Origin of the sequence: Serratia sp. B501, assembly GCF_051172315.1 — a bacterium.
In the GTDB taxonomy this organism is placed as follows: domain Bacteria; phylum Pseudomonadota; class Gammaproteobacteria; order Enterobacterales; family Enterobacteriaceae; genus Serratia; species Serratia ureilytica.
The window spans coordinates 564,586-583,817 of the sequence record NZ_JBPIZB010000001.1 but is presented as its reverse complement, the minus strand read 5'-3'; the positions used below and the strand labels follow the sequence as shown (position 1 = coordinate 583,817).

The 19,232-nt window shown below is 60.6% G+C and carries 17 protein-coding genes; 10 read left to right on the top strand and 7 right to left on the bottom strand.

The genetic code is table 11. The annotated features are described in order from the left end of the window. Window positions 1-72: 72 nt before the first annotated feature. Window positions 73-546, bottom strand: a complete 474-nt coding sequence (locus tag ACSBQV_RS03035; RefSeq protein WP_028128198.1) for a MarR family winged helix-turn-helix transcriptional regulator — start codon at window positions 544-546, stop codon at window positions 73-75. 66 nt (window positions 547-612) lie between these two features. Then, the gene (locus tag ACSBQV_RS03030; RefSeq protein ID WP_046686996.1) at window positions 613-1,671 is read right to left on the bottom strand and encodes a 2,5-dihydroxypyridine 5,6-dioxygenase; all 1,059 of its coding nucleotides are present in this window, start codon (window positions 1,669-1,671) and stop codon (window positions 613-615) included. A 326-nt stretch (window positions 1,672-1,997) separates the two neighbouring features. Here ACSBQV_RS03030 and ACSBQV_RS03025 point away from each other — a divergent pair, with 326 nt between their 5' ends. The 5 genes from ACSBQV_RS03025 to ACSBQV_RS03005 all read left to right on the top strand — a co-directional run bounded on the left by ACSBQV_RS03025 (window position 1,998) and on the right by ACSBQV_RS03005 (window position 6,800). After that, window positions 1,998-3,149 carry an FAD-dependent monooxygenase gene (locus ACSBQV_RS03025; protein WP_033645813.1) on the top strand — a complete coding sequence of 384 codons (1,152 nt, stop codon included), beginning with the start codon at window positions 1,998-2,000 and terminating at the stop codon, window positions 3,147-3,149. Next, window positions 3,146-3,940 (top strand): alpha/beta fold hydrolase, encoded by a 795-nt coding sequence (locus ACSBQV_RS03020; RefSeq protein ID WP_046686995.1) that lies wholly within the window; start codon window positions 3,146-3,148, stop codon window positions 3,938-3,940. Before ACSBQV_RS03025 ends, ACSBQV_RS03020 begins: the two co-directional genes overlap by 4 nt. Window positions 3,941-3,955: 15 nt before the next feature. Continuing rightward, window positions 3,956-4,708 carry a maleate cis-trans isomerase family protein gene (locus ACSBQV_RS03015; RefSeq protein ID WP_099782943.1) on the top strand — a complete coding sequence of 251 codons (753 nt, stop codon included), beginning with the start codon at window positions 3,956-3,958 and terminating at the stop codon, window positions 4,706-4,708. A 9-nt stretch (window positions 4,709-4,717) separates the two neighbouring features. Then, on the top strand, window positions 4,718-5,347 hold the full coding sequence (locus ACSBQV_RS03010) for an N-carbamoylsarcosine amidohydrolase (RefSeq protein ID WP_033634448.1): 630 nt from the start codon (window positions 4,718-4,720) through the stop codon (window positions 5,345-5,347). Between the two features lie 142 nt (window positions 5,348-5,489). Further along, window positions 5,490-6,800, top strand: coding sequence for an MFS transporter (locus ACSBQV_RS03005; protein WP_016927840.1), 1,311 nt, complete (start codon window positions 5,490-5,492; stop codon window positions 6,798-6,800). Between the two features lie 131 nt (window positions 6,801-6,931). Here ACSBQV_RS03005 and ACSBQV_RS03000 read toward each other — a convergent pair whose 3' ends face one another. The 3 genes from ACSBQV_RS03000 to ACSBQV_RS02990 all read right to left on the bottom strand — a co-directional run bounded on the left by ACSBQV_RS03000 (window position 6,932) and on the right by ACSBQV_RS02990 (window position 11,512). Further along, window positions 6,932-8,152 carry a hypothetical protein gene (locus tag ACSBQV_RS03000; protein ID WP_099782941.1) on the bottom strand — a complete coding sequence of 407 codons (1,221 nt, stop codon included), beginning with the start codon at window positions 8,150-8,152 and terminating at the stop codon, window positions 6,932-6,934. Window positions 8,153-8,289: 137 nt separating this feature from the next. Next, complete coding sequence (gene dcp / locus ACSBQV_RS02995; protein WP_099782939.1) at window positions 8,290-10,491, bottom strand: peptidyl-dipeptidase Dcp; 2,202 nt, start codon at window positions 10,489-10,491, stop codon at window positions 8,290-8,292. Window positions 10,492-10,597: 106 nt separating this feature from the next. After that, window positions 10,598-11,512: a LysR family transcriptional regulator gene (locus tag ACSBQV_RS02990; protein ID WP_099782937.1), complete on the bottom strand. Its 915-nt coding sequence runs from the start codon at window positions 11,510-11,512 to the stop codon at window positions 10,598-10,600. A gap of 103 nt (window positions 11,513-11,615) precedes the next feature. Between ACSBQV_RS02990 and ACSBQV_RS02985 the strand changes: the two genes are divergently transcribed. Continuing rightward, window positions 11,616-12,782, top strand: coding sequence for an MFS transporter (locus ACSBQV_RS02985; protein ID WP_099782935.1), 1,167 nt, complete (start codon window positions 11,616-11,618; stop codon window positions 12,780-12,782). Here the strand turns inward: ACSBQV_RS02985 and guaD are convergent. Further along, on the bottom strand, window positions 12,764-14,080 hold the full coding sequence (guaD, locus tag ACSBQV_RS02980) for a guanine deaminase (RefSeq protein WP_099782933.1): 1,317 nt from the start codon (window positions 14,078-14,080) through the stop codon (window positions 12,764-12,766). The two genes, ACSBQV_RS02985 and guaD, sit on opposite strands and share 19 nt — an antisense overlap. Further along, window positions 14,037-14,366 carry a hypothetical protein gene (locus ACSBQV_RS02975; RefSeq protein ID WP_143557055.1) on the bottom strand — a complete coding sequence of 110 codons (330 nt, stop codon included), beginning with the start codon at window positions 14,364-14,366 and terminating at the stop codon, window positions 14,037-14,039. The genes guaD and ACSBQV_RS02975 overlap by 44 nt, the downstream gene beginning before the upstream one ends. Before the next feature lie 142 nt (window positions 14,367-14,508). Between ACSBQV_RS02975 and fecI the strand changes: the two genes are divergently transcribed. From fecI to ACSBQV_RS02955, 4 genes are all read left to right on the top strand, one after another. After that, complete coding sequence (gene fecI, locus ACSBQV_RS02970) at window positions 14,509-15,033, top strand: ferric citrate uptake sigma factor FecI (protein ID WP_046686988.1); 525 nt, start codon at window positions 14,509-14,511, stop codon at window positions 15,031-15,033. Further along, window positions 15,030-15,986, top strand: coding sequence for a ferric citrate uptake sigma factor regulator FecR (fecR, locus tag ACSBQV_RS02965; protein ID WP_099782931.1), 957 nt, complete (start codon window positions 15,030-15,032; stop codon window positions 15,984-15,986). Before fecI ends, fecR begins: the two co-directional genes overlap by 4 nt. 114 nt (window positions 15,987-16,100) lie before the next feature. After that, complete coding sequence (fecA, locus tag ACSBQV_RS02960) at window positions 16,101-18,452, top strand: TonB-dependent Fe(3+) dicitrate receptor FecA (protein WP_099782929.1); 2,352 nt, start codon at window positions 16,101-16,103, stop codon at window positions 18,450-18,452. 199 nt (window positions 18,453-18,651) lie between these two features. Beyond that, entirely contained in the window at window positions 18,652-19,173 is a 522-nt protein-coding gene (locus tag ACSBQV_RS02955) for a GNAT family N-acetyltransferase (RefSeq protein WP_033650472.1), read from the top strand. The last annotated feature ends 59 nt before the right edge of the window (window positions 19,174-19,232 follow it).

Here is a 19,232-nt window from a genome sequence, read left to right as displayed (position 1 = left end):
GCCTGCACGTGATGATCTTATGGGCTGGCCTCTCGCCACCGACCACCAGGCAACCGACGTTGCGCGGGCGAATCAGCCGGTGGCAGGTTCTTCCAGCATTTTATTCAGCAGGAATATCAGCGCTATCCGTTCGGCCGGGTTCAGCGTACCGAACGTCAGTTCTGTGATTTTCGCCGCCTGCGGCACCGTTTCCGCCAGCAGCGCGCCGCCGGCGTCGGTGAGGCCGACCACCACCTTGCGCCGATCGATCGGATCCGGCGTTACCGTGATCAGATCGCGCGCCTTCAGCCGTTCGACGATGCCGCGGATGGTGGCCTGATCCACCGCCGTCACCTGCACCAGCTCGGTCAGCGAGCTCGGCCCCATATCGCGCACCGCGCACAGGGTGATGAACTGCACCGCCGTCAGCTGCGAATCGCCGACGTTTTGCTGGAAAATCGCCACGTGGCGCTGATAAACCTTGCGCAGCAGGTGCCCGACTTGCTCGGTAAAATGATAATTTTCGGGTTGGCCGCTCACGGCTGACGGGTATTCGGGGGGCGTCATTGCGTTACTCTCACCATCTATGGAATCCACGAGAATAGTACAAACCCCCGCCGTTGGCAGCAACGATTACGCCCGGCGCACGCGCGACGCCTCCGGCGCCACCACTTCACCGTCCGCCACCACCGTTTGCCCGTCGAGGCGAATGTCGCAGCGGCGCAGCGCGATATCCATATGGCAAGGCGTTTTGCGCGTGCCGCCCACTTCGGTGTTCGGCCCGGTGGAGAACAGGAAGTTGCCGTAGAACGCGCGCGCGTCCATGCACATACCGTCGTTCTTGTCGTGCAGGCCCATCGCCGTCCACTGGGCGCGCGGCTGCAGGCCCCAGCCGATGTGCGAGATGCCGTACACCTCCGGATCGTCGAAGTATTTCATATATTCGCGCAGGTATTCCGCCTCGAAGCCGCCGTGAATGCGGGTGACGAACCCTTTTTCGATCTCCAGCGTGATGCGTTCGCGCGCATAGCTTTTGAACGGCAGCAAAATATCGCCGACCTCCAGCACCAGCACCCCTTCCGCCTGCTCCTCATTTGGCCAGGTGAACAGGAAACCGCTCGGCCAGTGATCCCAGCGCCCCGGTTCATCGGCATAGCCGTACTCGGTCACCGTCGGGTATTGCCCCAGCGGCGCGCGGAAATCGCTGCCGGCGGCGGAGGTTACCTGCATCAGCTTCGCCTGCTCCAGCACGGCGGCGGCGGCCAGCACCCGCGCCTTGTCCTCCGCGTTGGGCAACATGCGCGCCAGCACCTCCGGCGGCTCCACCGCCAGCAGGATGCGGGTGCCGGTTTTCAGGATCTGTTCCTGCTCCGGCGAATGCAGCAGCATCATGGTATCGACGATCAGGTCGGCGGCCTCCAGCGCACGCTGCGCCGCCAGATTGCCGGTCAGCGCGGTATCGCCGCAATAGGCGGTCATGTCGTTGCCCATCGCTCGCGGATGGTTGAACGCCGGCAGTTCGACGGCATACACCTTGGCGCCCAGCCGCAGCGCCGCGTCGGTCGCGGCGCGCACCGTGCGCGCATCGGAATAATGGCTTTTCAAAATCGCCACGCTCTGCGAAGCATCGACCTTCGACAGCGTAAGCACCTGCTCGAACAGCTGTACCAACTGGGTTTCATTGACCGCCATGGCCTGTCTCCTGTCTCGTCAAGGGTGACCGACGCCCGCAAGGCGGCGGTTATTTTTCAAGCAATTTAAAGTGAACACACTCGTTTTATCTAAGTCAAAAAAGCAAAGGAAAGCAAGCTGCGAATATCCACCATAAGAAAGTCCTATTTCATCCCGCGTCAATCCTGTGATTAACATGAGTTTAACAGTAATACGCCGTCAATTAGCGTGAGTAAGATCTGATTTAACACTTTTGCAACTTTGCGTTATCTAGCGTGTGCACTATAAATCGATCGTCCAGCCATGCGTTGGACCTACGCTGAAAAAAGCCAACAGACAGGGGAAACATGATGAGCAAACAACCACGCATCGCCGTCGTCGGCGCCGGGCTGGGGGGCGCCGCTGCCGCCGGGCTGCTGCAAAAAGCCGGCTTTACCGTCGATCTGTATGAACAGAGCCCGGCGTTCTCACGCCTCGGCGCCGGCATTCACATGGGGCCGAACGTACTGAAGATTTTCCGCCGCCTCGGTATTGAGCAGCGGTTGGAGCAGATGGCGTCTCATCCCGATTTCTGGTTCAGCCGCGACGCCGAAAGCGGCGACTACCTGTCGCGCATCGAACTGGGCGCCTTCGCCCGCCGGGAGTACGGCGCCGCCTATGTGACGGTACACCGCGGCGATTTGCAGGCGTTGCAGCTCTCCGCGCTGCAGCCCGGCACCCTGCACTTCGGCAAATGCCTCAGCAAAATTGAAGATCGCGGTGACGAGGTGGTGCTGAACTTCGTCGACGGCACCTCGGCCCACGCCGACATCGTGATCGGCGCCGACGGCATCAATTCGCGCATTCGTGAGCACCTGCTGGGCGCTGAAGCGCCGACCTACAGCGGCTGGGTAGCCCACCGCGCGCTGATCCGCGGCGAGAAGCTGGCGAAATACAACCTGACGTTCGAAGACTGCGTGAAATGGTGGTCGGCGGATCGCCATCTGATGGTCTACTACACCACCCAACGGCGCGACGAGTATTACTACGTCAGCGGCGTGCCGCACCCGGCCTGGGATTTCCAGGGCAGCTTCATCGACAGCAGCCGTGAAGAGATGTTCGAGACCTTCGCCGGCTACCACCCGATCGTGCAGGCGCTGATCGAATCCAGCGAGCAGGTCACCAAATGGCCATTGCTGAACCGCAAACCGCTGCCGCTGTGGAGCGAAGGCCGTCTGGTGCTGCTCGGCGATGCCTGCCACCCGATGAAACCGCACATGGCGCAGGGCGCGGCGATGGCGATCGAAGACGCCGCCATGCTGACCCGCTGTCTGCAGGAAACCGGCCTCGGCGACTACCGCACCGCCTTCCAGCTGTATGAAGCCAACCGCAAGGAGCGCGCATCAAGGGTGCAGGCGGTGTCCAACGCCAACACCTTCCTGCGCACCCAGGAAGATCCGGCCTGGGTCTACGGCTATGACCTGTACGCGCAAGCGCTGAAATCGGAGAACGCCGCATGAGCACCTTCCTCTACGGCGCCCACGTTCACGCCAACGACATTCGCCAACATTACCTGCGCTACGGCGGCCACGGCCCGGCGCTGATCCTGGTCCCCGGCATCACCAGCCCGGCGATCACCTGGGGCTTCGTCGCCGAGCGACTGGGGGAAAAATACGACGTCTACGTGCTCGACGTGCGCGGCCGCGGTTTGTCGTCCAGCGGCCCGGAGTTGGCTTATGACGCAGAGACCTGCGCACAGGACGTCAACGCCTTCGCCGCCGCGCTGAACCTGGGCAGTTACGCCCTGCTCGGCCATTCGATGGGCGCCCGCTTCGCCCTGCGCGCCGCCGCTTTGCAGCCCGACGGCGTGCGACGGCTGGTGCTGGTCGATCCGCCGGTTTCCGGCCCCGGCCGCCGCGCCTATCCCGGCCAATGGCCGTGGTACGCCGACTCCATCCGGCAGTCGCTGCCGGGCATGAGCGCCGAGCAGATGCGCGCCTTTTGCCCAACCTGGAGCGAAGAACAGCGCCAGCTGCGCGCCGAGTGGCTGCACACCTGCTACGAGCCGGCGATCCAACGCGCCTACGACGATTTTCATCAGGTGGACAGCCACCGCGACTACCCGCAGCTGACCATGCCGACGCTGCTGATGGCCGCGGGCAAAGGCGGCGTCATTCAGCCCGAAGACCGGGCTGAGATCCGCGCGCTGCAGCCGGAGATCGCCATCGTCGAGGTCGAGAACGCCGGACACATGATCCCGTGGGACGATTTCGACGGCTTCTTCCGCGCCCTGGGCGATTTTCTGGATTAACTGAGGAACACCGACATGAGCAACCACTACCGCATCGGCCAGATCGTGCCCAGCTCCAACACCACGATGGAAACCGAGATCCCGGCGATGCTGGGCGCGCGCCAGCTGATACGCCCGGAGCGTTTCACCTTTCACTCCAGCCGCATGCGCATGAAACACGTCAATAAAGAAGAATTGGCGGCGATGGACGCCGAGTCCGATCGCTGCGCGCTGGAGCTGTCCGACGCGCGGGTCGACGTGCTCGGCTACGCCTGCCTGGTGGCCATCATGGCGATGGGGCTGGGTTACCACCGCGAATCGCAGGCCCGGCTGGCGCTGGTGACGAAAGACAATCAGGCCGCCGCGCCGGTCATCAGCAGCGCCGGCGCGCTGGTCAACGGCCTGAAGGTGATCGGCGCCAAACGCATCGCGCTGGTGGCGCCCTACATGAAACCGCTGACCCAGCTGGTGGTGGACTACATCCAGCACGAAGGCATCGAGGTCAAGGTGTGGCGCGCGCTGGAGATCCCGGACAACCTCGACGTCGGCAGGCACGATCCGGCCAGGCTGCCGGGGATCGTCGCCGAGATGGATTTACGCGAGGTCGATGCTATCGTGCTGTCCGCCTGCGTGCAGATGCCTTCGCTGCCGGCCGTCCCGACGGTGGAGGCCCAAACCGGCAAACCGGTGATCACCGCCGCCATCGCCACCACTTACGCGATGCTGACCGCGCTGGAGCTGGAGCCGATCGTTCCCGGCGCCGGCGCCCTGCTGTCCGGCGCTTATTGAGGAGGCAGAATGAACGACACCCTCAGCGACAACTATCGCGGCGTCTGGGGCCAGCGCATCGGCTTCGGCCGGCGCCCGGCGCTGCTGGCGATCGACTTTATGCAGGCCTACACCACCGAAGGCGCGCCGCTGTTCGCGCCGGGCGTGGTGAGCGCGGTCGAGGAAAGCCGCGAGCTGCTGGCCTGCGCGCGCCGAACGGGAATTCCGGTGATCCACACCCATATCCGCTATCATGCAGGCCATTTTGCCGATGGCGGCCTGTGGGTGAAGAAAGCGCCGGTGATGAAAGACATGGTGGCGGGCAACCCGCTGGCGGCGTTCTGCCCGCCGGTGGCGCCGCTGGCCGATGAGGTGGTGCTGAGCAAGCAATACGCCAGCGCCTTCTTCGGCACCGCGCTGGCGCCGCTGCTGGTGGCGCAAGGGATCGACACGCTGCTGATGATCGGCTGCTCCACCAGCGGCTGCATCCGCGCCAGCGCGGTGGATGCGGTGCAGCACGGCTTTCGCGCCATGGTGGTGCGCGAGTGCGTCGGCGATCGTCACCCCGGCCCGCACGAAGCCAACCTGTTCGACATCGACAGCAAATACGGCGATGTGGTGCACAAACGGGAGGCGCTCGACTACCTGAACCGGTTATGAGTCAACGATTCACCTGCAACGACAATAACGAAGGCGCAAACAGCGCCTCACGCGACCGCCCGAAACAGGGCGGCGCCCATGCAACGCAAACACAACAGGCGCCTCCTGCGGAGGCCAACACGCACCACCTGGAGACAACATCATGGCCATTGTCGACACCCCGCTGGCGGGGAAAGCGGACGCAGAATCGCTGCTGCTGTACCGCAAAATCACTTGGAAACTGATCCCGTTTCTTTGCCTGTGCTACCTGGCGGCCTACCTCGATCGCATCAACGTCGGGCTGGCCAAGCTGCAGATGGCCGACGCGCTGCAGCTGAGCGAAGCGGCCTTTGGTCTGGGCGCCGGGCTGTTCTTCGTCGGCTATATTCTGTTCGAGGTGCCGAGCAACCTGATCCTGCAGCGCGTCGGCGCCAAGATGTGGATCGCCCGCATCATGATCACCTGGGGGCTGCTGTCCACCGCCACCATGTTCGTCACCACGCCGACCCAGTTCTACGTCATTCGCTTTTTGCTCGGCGTGGCGGAGGCCGGTTTCCTGCCCGGCGTGCTCTTTTACCTGACGCTGTGGTTCCCGACCTATCGCCGCGGCCGCATCATCGCGCTGTTCATGATCGGCCTGCCGCTCTCCAGCGTGATCGGTGGGCCGCTCTCCGGCTGGATCATGGGCCATTTCGACATGCGCCACGGGCTGCACGGCTGGCAGTGGTTGTTTTTGCTGGAGGGCATTCCCAGCGTGCTGTTGGGCGTGCTGACCTTCTGGCTGTTGCCTAACACTTATCAGCAGGCCAAGTGGCTGACGCCCGAGGAAAAACAGCGCATCGCCGACGATTTGGCGCGTGACGACGCCGAGGCCGATCACGGCAAGCACAGCTTCCGCGACGGCTTCTTCAACCTGAAAGTGTGGATGCTCGGCGGCATCGACTTCGCTATTCTGCTCAGCGCCTACGCCATGGGCTTTTGGATGCCGACCTTCATCAAAACCGCCGGCGTCACCGACATCACCACCATCGGCTACCTGACGGCGATCCCCAGCGTCGCCGCCCTGCTCGGCATGCTGCTGATCGGCAGCAGTTCGGACCGGCTGCGCGAACGGCGCTGGCATATCATCGTGCCGTTTATCATCGGCGCGCTGGCGATGGCCGGCAGCACCTTCTTCACCCACAATGCGTTGGCCACGGTGCTGCTGTTTTCCATCGCCCAGGCGGCGATCATCGGCGCGGTGCCGGTGTTCTTCAGCCTGCCGGCCACCTTCCTGCGCGGCACGGCGGCGGCGACCGGCTTCGCGCTGGCCTGTTCGCTGGCCAACATCGCCGGGCTGGTTAGCAATTCGCTGATGGGGTTGGCGCTGGATCTGACCGGCAAGAGCGGCGGCGCGCTCTGGGCCTTCGCCGGCTGCCTGCTGCTCAGCTCGCTGCTGGTGGTGGCCCTGCCGGCCAAGGTGGTGAACCGCTGAGCGTTATAGGAATGGTTAACTACCACCCTATAATCAATCTTGAACCACCTCCTTAGGAGGTGGTGTTTATGCAGGGATAAAAATATAGCCCCTCTTTTGGGGCTATATTAAATCAAATATCATACGAATTATCATGTAATTTTAGGAAGTTTTACCTGCAAACCGGGGAGATATATACTAATAGGATTATCTTCAGCTCGACTTTGTTCTGACTCGTTGTAATATCTTATATGTTCTAGCAGTTCTTTTTTTGCTGATTCTATTTTATCTATAACATTATAAATATCGGTCACATCAATGACGATAGTCCTTCCCTGTGCTACATCGAAAGGTATTTTGTCCCCTTTCCTTATTATTTGTATGGTTGGCAATTTAGTCATATGCCTAACACCTAGCTCATAGAACGCATTCGGATTGCCAAATGAAAGATCTGCAACACAAAATCGACTCGATATAATATATTCAAATATCTGCTGAGAAATTAGACCAGACTTGCTTATTTGATCTGCTCTTACAACCTCAACACCAATGCTTTTAAATACAGGCTCAACTAAGTGTTTCAAAAACATATCAGAGTGTTTTCTTTCCACAGCACCTTCATCGCCAATTGGCGTAATATAAAAACATATGTTATCGCCTTCTAAAGATACGGGATTGGTTGAATTGTTACTTCTTGTGCTATCAGGCTCATAAGCTAGTTCTTCAACTGCAACCTCTTTGTTATCATCGGGTTCATACGGCTTTTTGTTAATACCCTCCAGCCTAATGGTTTTCCTCCCATTACTATGAGTCATAAGTATATTAGCAAATTCCGCATTGCTTAATATAATATTCTTTGCTTCTTGCGTTCTATTTCTAGGGATATTAAATCGCGTTTCCAATATATTATTAAAGTAAACATCATCTGGAACAGGCTTTCCATCATAATCAGAATAAAATTTACTTAGTATTGTCGGAATGGTAACCGCTTTTAATATTGCTTCTTTTTTCTCCTCAGGATCAGTCGGAGATATGATTTTTCTACCTGTTTCTGTAAGCCTGAACTTTTCACCATCTTTTATTATAATTTCATAAGCTTGAGCTGACCAAATAAGATATTTTGTTTTATTACTCTTGCCACCCAAACCTATGGCGCTTGCAATTTCATCTATGCTTGCAGCGCTACCAGCATAAATTTCATGAATTGGCCTAATAACACTAATACTCTCTTCCAAACTTTTTCTTGGCAAGTCACTTCCACTGATCTTTTTCGATACCGTTCTGCTTTTCTTTTCCTTCTCATCTTGTTCTAATTCGAGGTTATCTCCACTCTCAGGCTGAGCATAAATTAAATCAGTATCTTTTTCCGACATTTCATCCCCCAGAAAATGTGATGCATGACGCAATCATTATAACAAAAAAACAACCACCTTTGTTTTAACAAAATAAATATTTAAAAGCTATCATAGAGAACGCCTAATGCATTCTCTATGATTATTCATTAGATCAATTACTCGTCCTTCAGCCCGCGGTTGATCAGCATCGGCTCGATGCTCGGCTCTTTGCCGCGCCAGTCGATGTACAGCTTCTCCAGATCCTGGCTGTTGCCGCGCGACAGGATCATGTCGCGGAAGCGCTGGCCGTTTTCGGCGGTCAGGCCACCGTGTTCGGTGAACCACTGGAAGGCGTCGTCCGCCAGCATTTCCGTCCACAGATAGGCATAGTAGCCCGCGGCGTAGCCGTTACCCCAGATGTGCTGGAAGTAGCTGGAACGGTAACGCGGCGGCACGTAGCTGAGATCCACCTTGTCTTTTTGCAGCGACTCGGCCTCGAACTTGTCCACATCCTGCTGCGGCTGATCGGCGGTCAGCATGTGCCAGTGCATATCCAGCAGCGCGGCGGACAGCAGCTCGGTCATGCTGTAGCCCTTGTTGAACTTGTCGGCCTTCTTGATCTTGTCGACCAGTTCCTGCGGCATCGCCTCGCCGGTCTGGTAGTGCTTGGCGAAGTGGCTGAACACTTTCGGATCGCTGACCCAGTGCTCGTTGAACTGCGACGGGAACTCGACAAAGTCGCGCGCGGTGTTGGTACCTGACAGGCTCGGGTATTCCTGATCGGCGAACATGCCGTGCAGCGCGTGGCCGAACTCGTGGAACATCGTGATCACGTCGTCATACGACAGCAGCGCCGGCTGCCCCGGCGCCGGTTTGGTGAAGTTGGCGACGTTGTAGATCACCGGCTTGGTGCCATTGAGCTTCGACTGATCGACGAAGTTGCTCATCCAGGCGCCGCCGCCCTTGTTGTCGCGCTTGAAGTAGTCGGTATAGAACAGCGCCAGCGATTTGCCGTCCTTGTCGAACACTTCATACACCTTAACGTCCGGCTGGTAGACCGGAATGTCCTTGCGCTCTTTGAAGCTGATGCCGTACAGCAGGTTGGCGGCGTAGAACACGCCGTTGTTCAGCACGTTGTTCAGCTCGAAGTAAGGTTTGATCTGCGACTCGTCCAGATCGTACTTGGCCTTGCGCACCTGTTCGGCGTAGAACTGCCAGTCCCAGGCCTGCACCTTGAAGTCGCCTTTCTGCTGGTCGATCACCGCCTGAATATCTTTGGCTTCACGTTCGGCGCGCGCGGTGGCCGCCGGCACGATGTTGCGCATAAAGCTCAGCGCGGCATCCGGTGTCTTGGCCATCTGGTTTTGCAGTTTCCAGGCGGCGTAGTTCGGGTAGCCCAGCAGCTTGGCCTGCTCGGCGCGCACCTTGGCCAGTCGGGAAATGGTCTGGCGGGTATCGTTGCCGTCGCCCTTCTCCGCCCGCGTCCAGGAGGCGTCGAACAGCGCTTTGCGGGTATCGCGATCTTTCAGGCTCTGCAGCAGCGGCTGCTGGGTGGTGTTCTGCAGCACCAACAGCCACTGTTTCTCCAGCTTGCGCTCGGCGGCCGCCTGCGCTGCCGCCGCCAGCTCACCTTCGGACAGACCGTCCAGCTTCGCCTGGTCGGTTATCGCCAGCGCGCCGTTTTTGCTCGCCGCCAGCAGTTTGTTGGTGAACTGGGTGCTCAGCGTCGCCGCTTCCTGGTTCAGCGTTTTCAGCTTGGCCTTGTCGGCGTCCGACAGGTTGGCGCCCGCCAGCTCGAAGTTCTTATAGGTGACTTCCACCAGCCGACGCGACTCCGGATCCAGCTTCAGCGCATCGCGATCTTGATAGATGGCCTTGATGCGCGCGAACAGCTTGCCGTTGAGCATGATGTCGTCGTTCAGCGCCGCCAGCTTCGGCGAGGTTTCTTCATCCAGCTTCTGCAGCGCATCGCTGGTATTGGCCGAGGTCATTGCGCCGAACACGTTCATCACCCGCGTCAGCAGCGAACCGGCCTGCTCCAGCGCCACGAAGGTATTCTTAAAGTTAGGCTTGGCCGGGTTGTTGGCGATCTTCTCCACCTCTTCCCGCTTTTGCTTGATGCCCGCTTCGATCGCCGGCGCGTAGTCGCTTTCCTTGATCAGGTTGAACGGCGGCGCCTGGAACGGCAGACGGCTTTGATAGAAGAACGGATTTTGGGTCTTTTGCTTGTCGTGCTGATTGGCTTCACCGGTCACGGTAGCCTCCTTCGCCTGGCCGCTGGGCAGCGCGCTATGGTCGGCGTGAGGTTGGGTTTCTGCTGCCTGTGCTTGCGAGCCGAGCGCCATGCCGATCGCCAGCACCAATGTGGATAAACGCATCAAATCGAAACTCCTCCATGTTCACGGAATAAGGTCTCGGGGAATGGCTCCCTCTGAGTCACCTCCTAGCTTAGGCGCAGTTGGCAGTTTGAGCAAAAACAAGTGATTAGAAGTGAGCCGCCTCGCCGATCTGCTGTATCAGAAAGGTCAGCAGCGCGCGCGTTTTGGCCGGCAGATAGCGGCGGCCGGGATAAACGGCATACAGCTGCAGCGGCGCCGGCGGCAAGGCCAGCGGTATCTCAACCAAACGTCCGTCGGCCAGAAACGGCCGGCAGCCGAGCTCGGAGAGCATGGCGAACCCCACGCCGGCCAAGGCCGCCTTCAGCGCCATCTCCCCGCTATTGACGCGATAGCGCGCATTGACCGGGACGGTAACGAACTTGCCGTCCGGGCGGACGAATTGCCACGGCATGCCCTTCAGCGCATCCACCGTACTGATACAGGGCAATTGCGTGAATTGCTCAATCTCCGACGTCGGCGGCCACTGCGCCACCAGCGCCGGCGCAGCCACCACGATGCAGGGAAAGGTCGCCAGCGGCTGCGCGACATAGTCGCTGTCGTCCAACAGGCCCCGGCTGACCATGACCGCCAGATCGACATCGTCAAGCAGCGACGCCATGCCCGCCAGATTGGTGACGCAGCTGATTTCGATCTGCGGATGCTGCAGGGCGAAGGCCGCCAACGGATCGCCCAACAGATATGGCCCCACTTCATTCGGCACGCACAGGCGCAGCGGCCCCCGCAGCTGTTGCTGCCGTTCGCTGAGCGTTTGCGCGGTGTGATCGAGCGACGCCAGCAACGGCTGAGCCCGCTCATGCAACAGTTGGCCGTTCGGCGTCAGCCGCATTGAGCGGGTGCTGCGCTCGATTAAGCGCTGGTCGAGCTGGCGCTCCAGCTGCGAGATAGCACGGCTGACGTTGGAGGTCGGCATCGCCAGCGCCCGAGCGGCCCCGACGAAGCTGCCTTGCTCCACCACCGCCACGAAAATGCGTAACAGGTTTAAATCCAATTTGGCGCGCATGATTATCCCACATTTGATAACAAACCATGCCATTTCTACCACCTAATCCCGCGCAACGCCACGCGCTACACTGCCGGCCTGATTCTGCAACCGATGGATGCTTATGACACCCACGAGAAAGCTGACGGCGATAGCGCTGGTCATCGCCTTTATTCAATTCACCAATGCCCTGGAATACATGGTGTTCAACCCGATATTTCTCTATATGGCCGCCGACTTTTCCGTGCCCGTCAGCTACGCCGGTTATGTCAGCGCGGCCTATACGCTGGCAGCGGTGATTTCCGGCATCGGCGCGTTCTATTGGATCGGCGGCGTTGAAAAGCGGCGTTTTCTGCTGCTCAACGTCGCGCTGCTGGGGGTGACGACCTTACTGATCGCCGCAACCCAGCAGTTTTATTGGCTGTTGGCGCTGCGGCTGCTGGCCGGTCTGCTGGGCGGCACCACGATGGGCGTGGGGATCGGACTGCTGCTCAACGCCGCGCCGGCCGCGCTGCACGGCCGAATGTTGGCGACGGTGATCGCGTCTTTTTCGCTGGTGAGCATCGTCGGCATGCCGGGCATGCTGTACCTGTGCGAGGTGGCAAGCTGGCGCGCCGCGCTGGTGACTATCGGCGGGCTGTGTCTGCTGGCGGCGGTGTTGGTGGCGCTGTTCGTTCCCAGGGATGCGCCGCAGCCACAGGCTGCCGCGCCCGTCACGCTCGATCGCCGGCTGTTGCTGTTCGCCTCCGCCGCCGGTCTGACGCAGTTCAGCCCGATGCTGCTGATCCCGGTGCTGGCGCCGCTGCTCACCCAGCGGTTACAGGTGGCAGACGCGCATTTGTCCTGGCTGTTTCTCATCGGCGGCGTGGCCGGCTATCTGGCGACCGTGCTGGCGGGCCGCTGGCTGCAACGCTTTGGCGCCGTGACGCTGACGGTGAACGCCACACTGTTGCTGCTGGGCAGCCTGTGGCTGGCGGCGCGCGGTGGCGATCGCGCTGAACTGTTTATGGTGACGTTTCTCGCGGCGGCCTACGCGCGGCTGGTGGCGATCTCTTCCCTGAGCATGCGCTGGCCGGACAATCGGCAACGCGCCGCCTTCGGCACGCTGCAAACCGCCCTGATACACCTGAGCGCCACGGTGGCCTTCTTGCTCTCCTCCGCGCTGCTGAGCGGCGGCCTCACCCCGCGCAGTTTGCAACGCCTGCTGTGGTTATGCGCACTGAGCGCCGTCGCCGTCGCGCCGCTCAGCGTTTGGCTGCAGGCGCGGCTGCGTCAGCGCGACGCCCGATAAACCACCTTACCGTCCACATAGGTGCGATAAATGTTGCGATCGTCCCCCAGGGTCATCAGCACAAACCCTTGCTCCATCAGCGTGGCGCTGTTGGCGTGACGCAGCTGCTGCAGCGGCGTGACCGCCGGATCGAGCACCACGAAATCCGCCTCTTTGCCGACGTTGAAGTTGCCGATTTTGTCGTCCAGCGCCAGCGCGCGGGCGCCGCCCAGGGTGGCATGATAGAACGCTTCTACGGCGGAGAGCCGGTAATGCTGCAGCTGGCCGACCTTGTACGCCTCGCCTAACGTGCGCAGCATATTGAAGGTAGTGCCGGCCCCCACGTCGGTGCCGATACCGAGCTTCACCCGCTTGCGCCAGGCCTGCTGCAGGTCAAACAACCCGCTGCCGAGAAACAGGTTGGAGGTGGGACAAAAGGCGATCGCCGAGCGGGTATCGCACAGGCAATCCCACTCCTGCTCCTCCAGATGCAGGCAATGGGCGAATACGCTTTTATCGCCGGTCATGCCGTAGCGGTGGTAAACATCCAGATAGCTGCGGTGTTGCGGGAACAGCGCTTTTACCCAGGCCACTTCCTGCGGGTTCTCGCTCAGGTGCGTCTGCAGCCAAACGTCGGGATATTCTTCGCGCAGCCGCTGCACCTGCGCCAGCAGCGCCGGCGTACTGGTGGGCGCAAAGCGCGGCGTAATGGCGTAACCGAGGCGGCCTTTGCCGTGCCAGCGTTCGATCAGTTCGCGCGTCTGGCGATAACTCTGCTCCGGCGTTTCCAGCAGCGCCTCCGGCGCATGGCGATCCATCATGACCTTGCCGGCGATCAGGCGCATGTTCAGCGCTGCCGCCTGGCTGAACAGCGCATCGACCGACTGTGGATGCACGGTGCCGAACACCAGCGCGGTGGTAGTGCCGTTACTCAGCAACTGCTGCAGAAAGAAAGCCGACATCGCGTCGGTGTGCTGCTCACAGTCGTAACGGCTTTCGGTCGGGAAGGTGTAATTGTTTAACCAGTCCAGCAGTTGATCGCCATAGGCGCCAATCATTTCGGTTTGCGGATAATGGATATGGGTATCGATAAAACCCGGCACGATCAGCTTGTCGCGATACTCCGTGACCGCGAAGCCCGGCGGCAGCAGCGCCTCGCCCTGCCGCCAGCTGCCGAACCAGACGATGACGCCGTCGTTCAGCAGCAGCAAACCGTCGGGAACATGCCGCAGGCGTTCTTCGAGCTGTTGCGGCGCCTCCACACAGGCTGCGATATCAAAAAAATTGCCACGAATAGCCGTGGTGAATTGCAGTGCCATTATTTTCTTCCTTGTGACGACCGACCAAGCTCACCCGCGAAATAACCTGCGCCGATGAAACAAGGCCCTTTTTACCCAAACGCAAAGACCGGATTAAGCATAGCAAGCCGTGTGCCAACAGGCGGCGATAAAATACATTTTTAAATAAAAACAATTGATTGGTAATTAACCTAAAAGCATAGACCGGCGAAAGAGAATAAGACCCACGCTCAGTCTTCGACGGCAGATAAATAGCAACCGTTTGCTTGCCGAAATAACACCGCGCCGCTGCACCTTTAATGGGCAAACGACGCTCTTTACGACCGTCCGCTTTATTTCAACGCCGCGTCCGGGGGCGGAACCCCAGCCTGGAGGCAACGGTCAAACTTGAAACGATAACTATTCTCAATTATCATCCGCGCATCTTTTTGACCAGCAATGCGAAAACCATGTCCGCCACCGCCTCTGCCCCGCACGCCGCGCTGTCGCGCCTTTACGCCACCCACCACGCCTGGTTGCAGGGATGGTTGCGTCGGCGGCTGGGCTGCGCTTTCGACGCGGACGATGTGGCGCAGGACACCTTTATGCGCCTGCTGAAAAGCGACGCCGCGGCGACCCTGCGCGAGCCGAAAGATTTTCTGGTCACCGTCGCCAAGCGGGTGATGGTCGATCTGTTCCGCCGCAGAACGCTGGAGCGCGCCTATCTTGAGATGCTGGCGCTGATCCCGGAAGGCTACGCCCCGTCGCCGGAGCAGCGCCAGAGCCTGCTGGAAAGCCTGCAGCAGATCGACGCCATGCTCGACGGCCTGGGGCCGAAGGTAAAGCAGGCCTTTCTGTTGTCGCAGCTCGAAGGCCTGGGCTATGCGGACATCGCCGCGCGCCTCGGCGTGTCGGTCAGTTCGGTTAAAAAATACATGGCCAAAGCCACCGAGCATTGCCTGCTGTTCATCCTCGAAAACGACGTTTATTCATGAGCAACGCCATCACCCCCGAGCAGCGCCAGGCGCTGAAAATGGCCGCACACTGGTATGCCCTGCTGTGCGACGAGCACGTCACCGAACGCCAGCGCCAACAGTGGCAAGCCTGGCACCAGCAGCATGACGATCACCGCTGGGCCTGGCAGCGCGTCGAAGCATTGCAGAGCCAGCTGCAGGGCGTGCCGGGCAAATTCAGCTATCGCACGCTCGATCGCGCCGGCCGTCAATCGGCGATCGATCGCCGCACCCTACTGAAAAGCCTGCTGCTGTTGCTCGGCGTGGGCGGCGGCGGCTTCTTCTACCGGTCGCCGCTCGGCCAAGAGCTGCGCGCCGACTACCGCACCGCCACCGGCGAAATCAAACCCATTGTGTTAAGCGACGGCACCCAGCTGGTGCTGAACACCGCCAGCGCGGTGGACGTGCATTACGACGATCGCCAACGGCTGATCCGCTTGCACGCCGGGGAAATCAGCCTGGTTACCGGACGCGATGCCCGGCCGCTGTGGGTGCAGAGCCCGCAAGGGGCGATGCGCGCGCTCGGCACCCGTTTTTTGGTGCGCGAGAGCGGCGGCGAAACGCACCTGACGGTGCTGGAGCATGCAGTCGAAGCGCAGCTGGCGCAAGACGCGCAACAAAAGCGCCGGGTGAACGCCGGCGAACAGATAAGCTTCAGCGCGGCGGCCTTCAGCGATAAGCAACCGGCTACGGCGGAAGACGGCTGGCTACACGGGGTGCTGAGCGTCAGCCAGTGGCGGCTGGACCGGGTGATCGCCGAACTGGCGCGCTATCGGCGCGGCCACCTGAGCTGCGATCCGGCCGTTGCCGGCCTGCGCGTCAGCGGCAGTTTCCCGCTCAACGATACCGATCGCGCCCTCGCCCTGCTCAGCCAGACGCTGCCGGTACGCCTGCAAAGCTTTACCCGCTATTGGTTGCAAATCGTCCCCGCCTGAATTTTTTAAATGAAAATGATAAAAAATCGCATTCTTGATTGTCCCTTTTGCTTTGCTCATCCGACTCCCAGGAAAACACTGCAGCAATAAATAAAAAATGATTCAGGAGAAGGTATGAACAACGCTTGGGGAAAGGTCGCTCCGGCTTCGCTTTGGGGAAAACGTGCCACGCCGCTGGCCGTGGCCATTGGCCTGGTCTTCGCTGCACCGCAGATGGCGAGCGCCGCCAGTGCCGCTGCCGCCTATCACATTCCGGCCGGTGAGCTGGACGGCGCGCTGAACGCTTTCGCCGCGCGCGCCGGCATCGCGCTCTCGGTAGACGGCGCGCTGACCGCCGGTAAACGTTCGCCGGGCCTGAGCGGCAGCTACGGCGTCGATGACGGCCTGAACGCCCTGCTGGCTGGCAGCGGCCTGCAGGCTAAAGCGCTCGGCAACAACGGCTACACGCTGGCCAAACTGCCGCAGTCGCAGAAAGAAGAGGACATCACCGTGGTCGGCGACTGGCTGGCGGAAGGCCGTCAGGCAGACGTGTTCGAACACCCCGGCGCGCGCGACGTCGTGCGCCGCGAAGACTTCGTTAAAACCGGCACCACCACCGTGCGTGAAGCGTTGAACCGCGTGCCGGGCGTAGTGGCGCCGGAGAACAACGGCACCGGCAGCCACGATATGGCGCTGAACTTCGGCATACGCGGCCTCAACCCGCGCCTCGCCAGCCGCTCTACCGTGCTGATGGACGGCATTCCGGTGCCCTTCGCCCCTTACGGCCAGCCGCAGCTGTCGCTGGCGCCGGTCTCGCTCGGCAATATGGATGCGATTGACGTGGTGCGCGGCGGCGGCGCGGTGCGCTATGGGCCGCAGAGCGTCGGCGGTGTCGTCAACTTCGTTACCCGCGCCATCCCGAAAACCTTCGGCCTGGAGGCCGGCATGCAGGGGCAGCTCAGCCCGACCTCGCGCCAGGATCACCCCAAAGGCACCGGCAACCTGATGATCGGCGGCACCGCCGACAACGGCTTCGGTGCGGCGCTGCTTTACTCCGGCACCCGCGGCAGCGACTGGCGCGAGCACAGCGCGACCAAGATAGACGACGTGATGCTGAAAAGCCGCTACGCCCCGAACGAGGTGCACACCTTCAACAGCCTGCTGCAATACTATGAAGGCGAAGCGAACATGCCGGGCGGCCTGAGCCGGGCGGACTACAACGCCAACCCGTTCCAGTCTACACGCCCGTACGACAAGTTCTGGGGCCGCCGCCAGTTGGCGAACTTCGGCTACCAATATCAGCCTGATCAGCAGCATAAGTTCGACGTGCAGAGCTTCTACACCTACACCCTGCGCAGCGGCTATCTGGATCAGGGCAAGAACCTGACGCTGTCGCCGCGCGAATACTGGGTGCGCGGCGTAGAACCGCGCTACAGCCAAAGTTTCCGCTGGGGAGATTCTGCCCATGAGGTCGGCGTCGGCTACCGTTACGTCAGTGAATCCACCCATGAGCTGCGCTACACCAGCAAGGCCAGCACCGGCAGGCTGCCGTCCACCGCCAGCCCGTACGATCGCGACACCCAGTCCGGCACCGAGGCGCACGCCTTCTATCTCGACGATCGCATCGACATCGGCGACTGGACCATCACGCCGGGCATGCGCTACGAGTACATCAAGTCGTATCAGAACAACTACATCAAGAACAACCGCCTCGACGTCAGCTATAACGCGCCGCTGCCGGCGTTGAACGTGATGTATCACCTGAACGAATACTGGAACCTGTACGCCAACACTGAAGGCTCCTTCGGCACCGTGCAATACAGCCAGATGGGCAAGGCAGTCGACAGCGGCAAGATTGAACCGGAGAAGGCGCGCACCTGGGAACTGGGCACCCGCTACGCCGGCGATGCGCTGACCGGCGAGATCGGGCTGTTCCTGATCAACTTCAACAACCAGTACGATTCTAACCAGGTGACCGACAGCGTGACCGCGCGCGGCAAAACCCGCCACGCCGGGCTGGAAGGCAGCCTGCGTTACGATCTGTCGCAGCTGACGCCGAAACTGGACGACCTGACCGCCTACGCCAGCTACGCCTACGTCAACGCCACCATCCGCGAAGACGGCGGCTACAAGGGCAACCAGGTGCCGTTCTCGCCGAAGCATAAAGGCACCCTGGGGCTGGACTACACGCCGGGCAACTGGGCGTTTAACCTTAACGGCGAGTTCCAATCCAACCAGTTCGCCGACAACGCCAACACCGTGGCGGAAAGCGCCGACGGCAGCACCGGCCGCATTCCCGGCTATATGCTGTGGGGCGTGCGCGCCGCCTATGATTTCGGCCCGGAAATGGCCGGCCTGAATCTGGGCGTCGGCGTGAAAAACCTGTTCAACCACGAGTATTTCACCCGCGCCTATGACGACAACAACAAAGGTCTGTACATCGGCCAGCCGCGCACGATCTATCTGCAAGGTTCGGTGAAGTTCTGATCCTCAACGGCGGGCGCGGTTAACCGTGCCCGCCGCCTTTCCCGTCGACGTGACGACGTCACATAAAACCGTTCCTCCGCGTCGCCGCAGCGGCGAAAAATAAGTCGCTTCTGACGCCAATACGCGTAATATCGACGATCCGCCCCGATTTATGTGCGCGGATTTTTTGCCGTTATGGCCTGAAAAGCGAGGAAATAAAATGAATCACAATGACCTTTCTCAGTGCCGCGTTGACACCGACCGTTTGTTGATTGCCCCCTTTACCGCAGCAGACGCCGACGATGTTTACCAGGCGATCACCCCCACGCTGACGCGCTTTATGACCTTTGAGCCGGAGGCGTCGCCGGAAGATTTCGCCAACGTTTGGCAAAGCTGGCTGCCGCTGATGCGCGAAGGCGAAGAAGTGATCTTCGTCGCCCGCCGGCGCGAAGACCGGCAGTTCGTCGGCGTCGGCGGCGCGCACAACCTGCGCAGCCCCACCCCGGAGCTGGGCATCTGGGTGAAAGAGAGCCTGCATGGCCAGGGCTACGGCCGCGAAATCGTGCAGGGCATCGCGCGCTGGGCCAGCGAGCGCTTTCAGCCGCCGCACTTTCTCTACCCGGTGGCCGAGCAGAATACCGCCAGCCGCCGCCTCGTCGAGTCGCTGGGCGGCGTGCTGGCCGGCAAACGTGAAAACATCAAGTATGACGCCGTGGTCTACCACCTGCCGCCTCAGCGCTAATCAGCATCGGGCCGCTGGCCCGGTGTGACCTTTTTTCCTTTCCGCCGTGATAACCGCTG

Coding starts and splice junctions, on each gene's coding strand:
- ACSBQV_RS03020 (WP_046686995.1), top strand. CDS start 3,146: ATGAGCACCTTCCTCTACGGCGCCCACGTTCACGCCAACGACATTCGC.
- ACSBQV_RS03030 (WP_046686996.1), bottom strand. CDS start 1,671: ATGGCGGTCAATGAAACCCAGTTGGTACAGCTGTTCGAGCAGGTGCTT.
- ACSBQV_RS02955 (WP_033650472.1), top strand. CDS start 18,652: ATGAATCACAATGACCTTTCTCAGTGCCGCGTTGACACCGACCGTTTG.
- dcp (WP_099782939.1), bottom strand. CDS start 10,491: ATGCGTTTATCCACATTGGTGCTGGCGATCGGCATGGCGCTCGGCTCG.
- fecR (WP_099782931.1), top strand. CDS start 15,030: ATGAGCAACGCCATCACCCCCGAGCAGCGCCAGGCGCTGAAAATGGCC.
- ACSBQV_RS03015 (WP_099782943.1), top strand. CDS start 3,956: ATGAGCAACCACTACCGCATCGGCCAGATCGTGCCCAGCTCCAACACC.
- ACSBQV_RS03000 (WP_099782941.1), bottom strand. CDS start 8,152: ATGTCGGAAAAAGATACTGATTTAATTTATGCTCAGCCTGAGAGTGGA.
- ACSBQV_RS03025 (WP_033645813.1), top strand. CDS start 1,998: ATGATGAGCAAACAACCACGCATCGCCGTCGTCGGCGCCGGGCTGGGG.
- ACSBQV_RS03035 (WP_028128198.1), bottom strand. CDS start 546: ATGACGCCCCCCGAATACCCGTCAGCCGTGAGCGGCCAACCCGAAAAT.
- ACSBQV_RS02985 (WP_099782935.1), top strand. CDS start 11,616: ATGACACCCACGAGAAAGCTGACGGCGATAGCGCTGGTCATCGCCTTT.
- ACSBQV_RS02990 (WP_099782937.1), bottom strand. CDS start 11,512: ATGCGCGCCAAATTGGATTTAAACCTGTTACGCATTTTCGTGGCGGTG.
- ACSBQV_RS03010 (WP_033634448.1), top strand. CDS start 4,718: ATGAACGACACCCTCAGCGACAACTATCGCGGCGTCTGGGGCCAGCGC.
- fecI (WP_046686988.1), top strand. CDS start 14,509: ATGTCCGCCACCGCCTCTGCCCCGCACGCCGCGCTGTCGCGCCTTTAC.
- ACSBQV_RS03005 (WP_016927840.1), top strand. CDS start 5,490: ATGGCCATTGTCGACACCCCGCTGGCGGGGAAAGCGGACGCAGAATCG.
- guaD (WP_099782933.1), bottom strand. CDS start 14,080: ATGGCACTGCAATTCACCACGGCTATTCGTGGCAATTTTTTTGATATC.
- fecA (WP_099782929.1), top strand. CDS start 16,101: ATGAACAACGCTTGGGGAAAGGTCGCTCCGGCTTCGCTTTGGGGAAAA.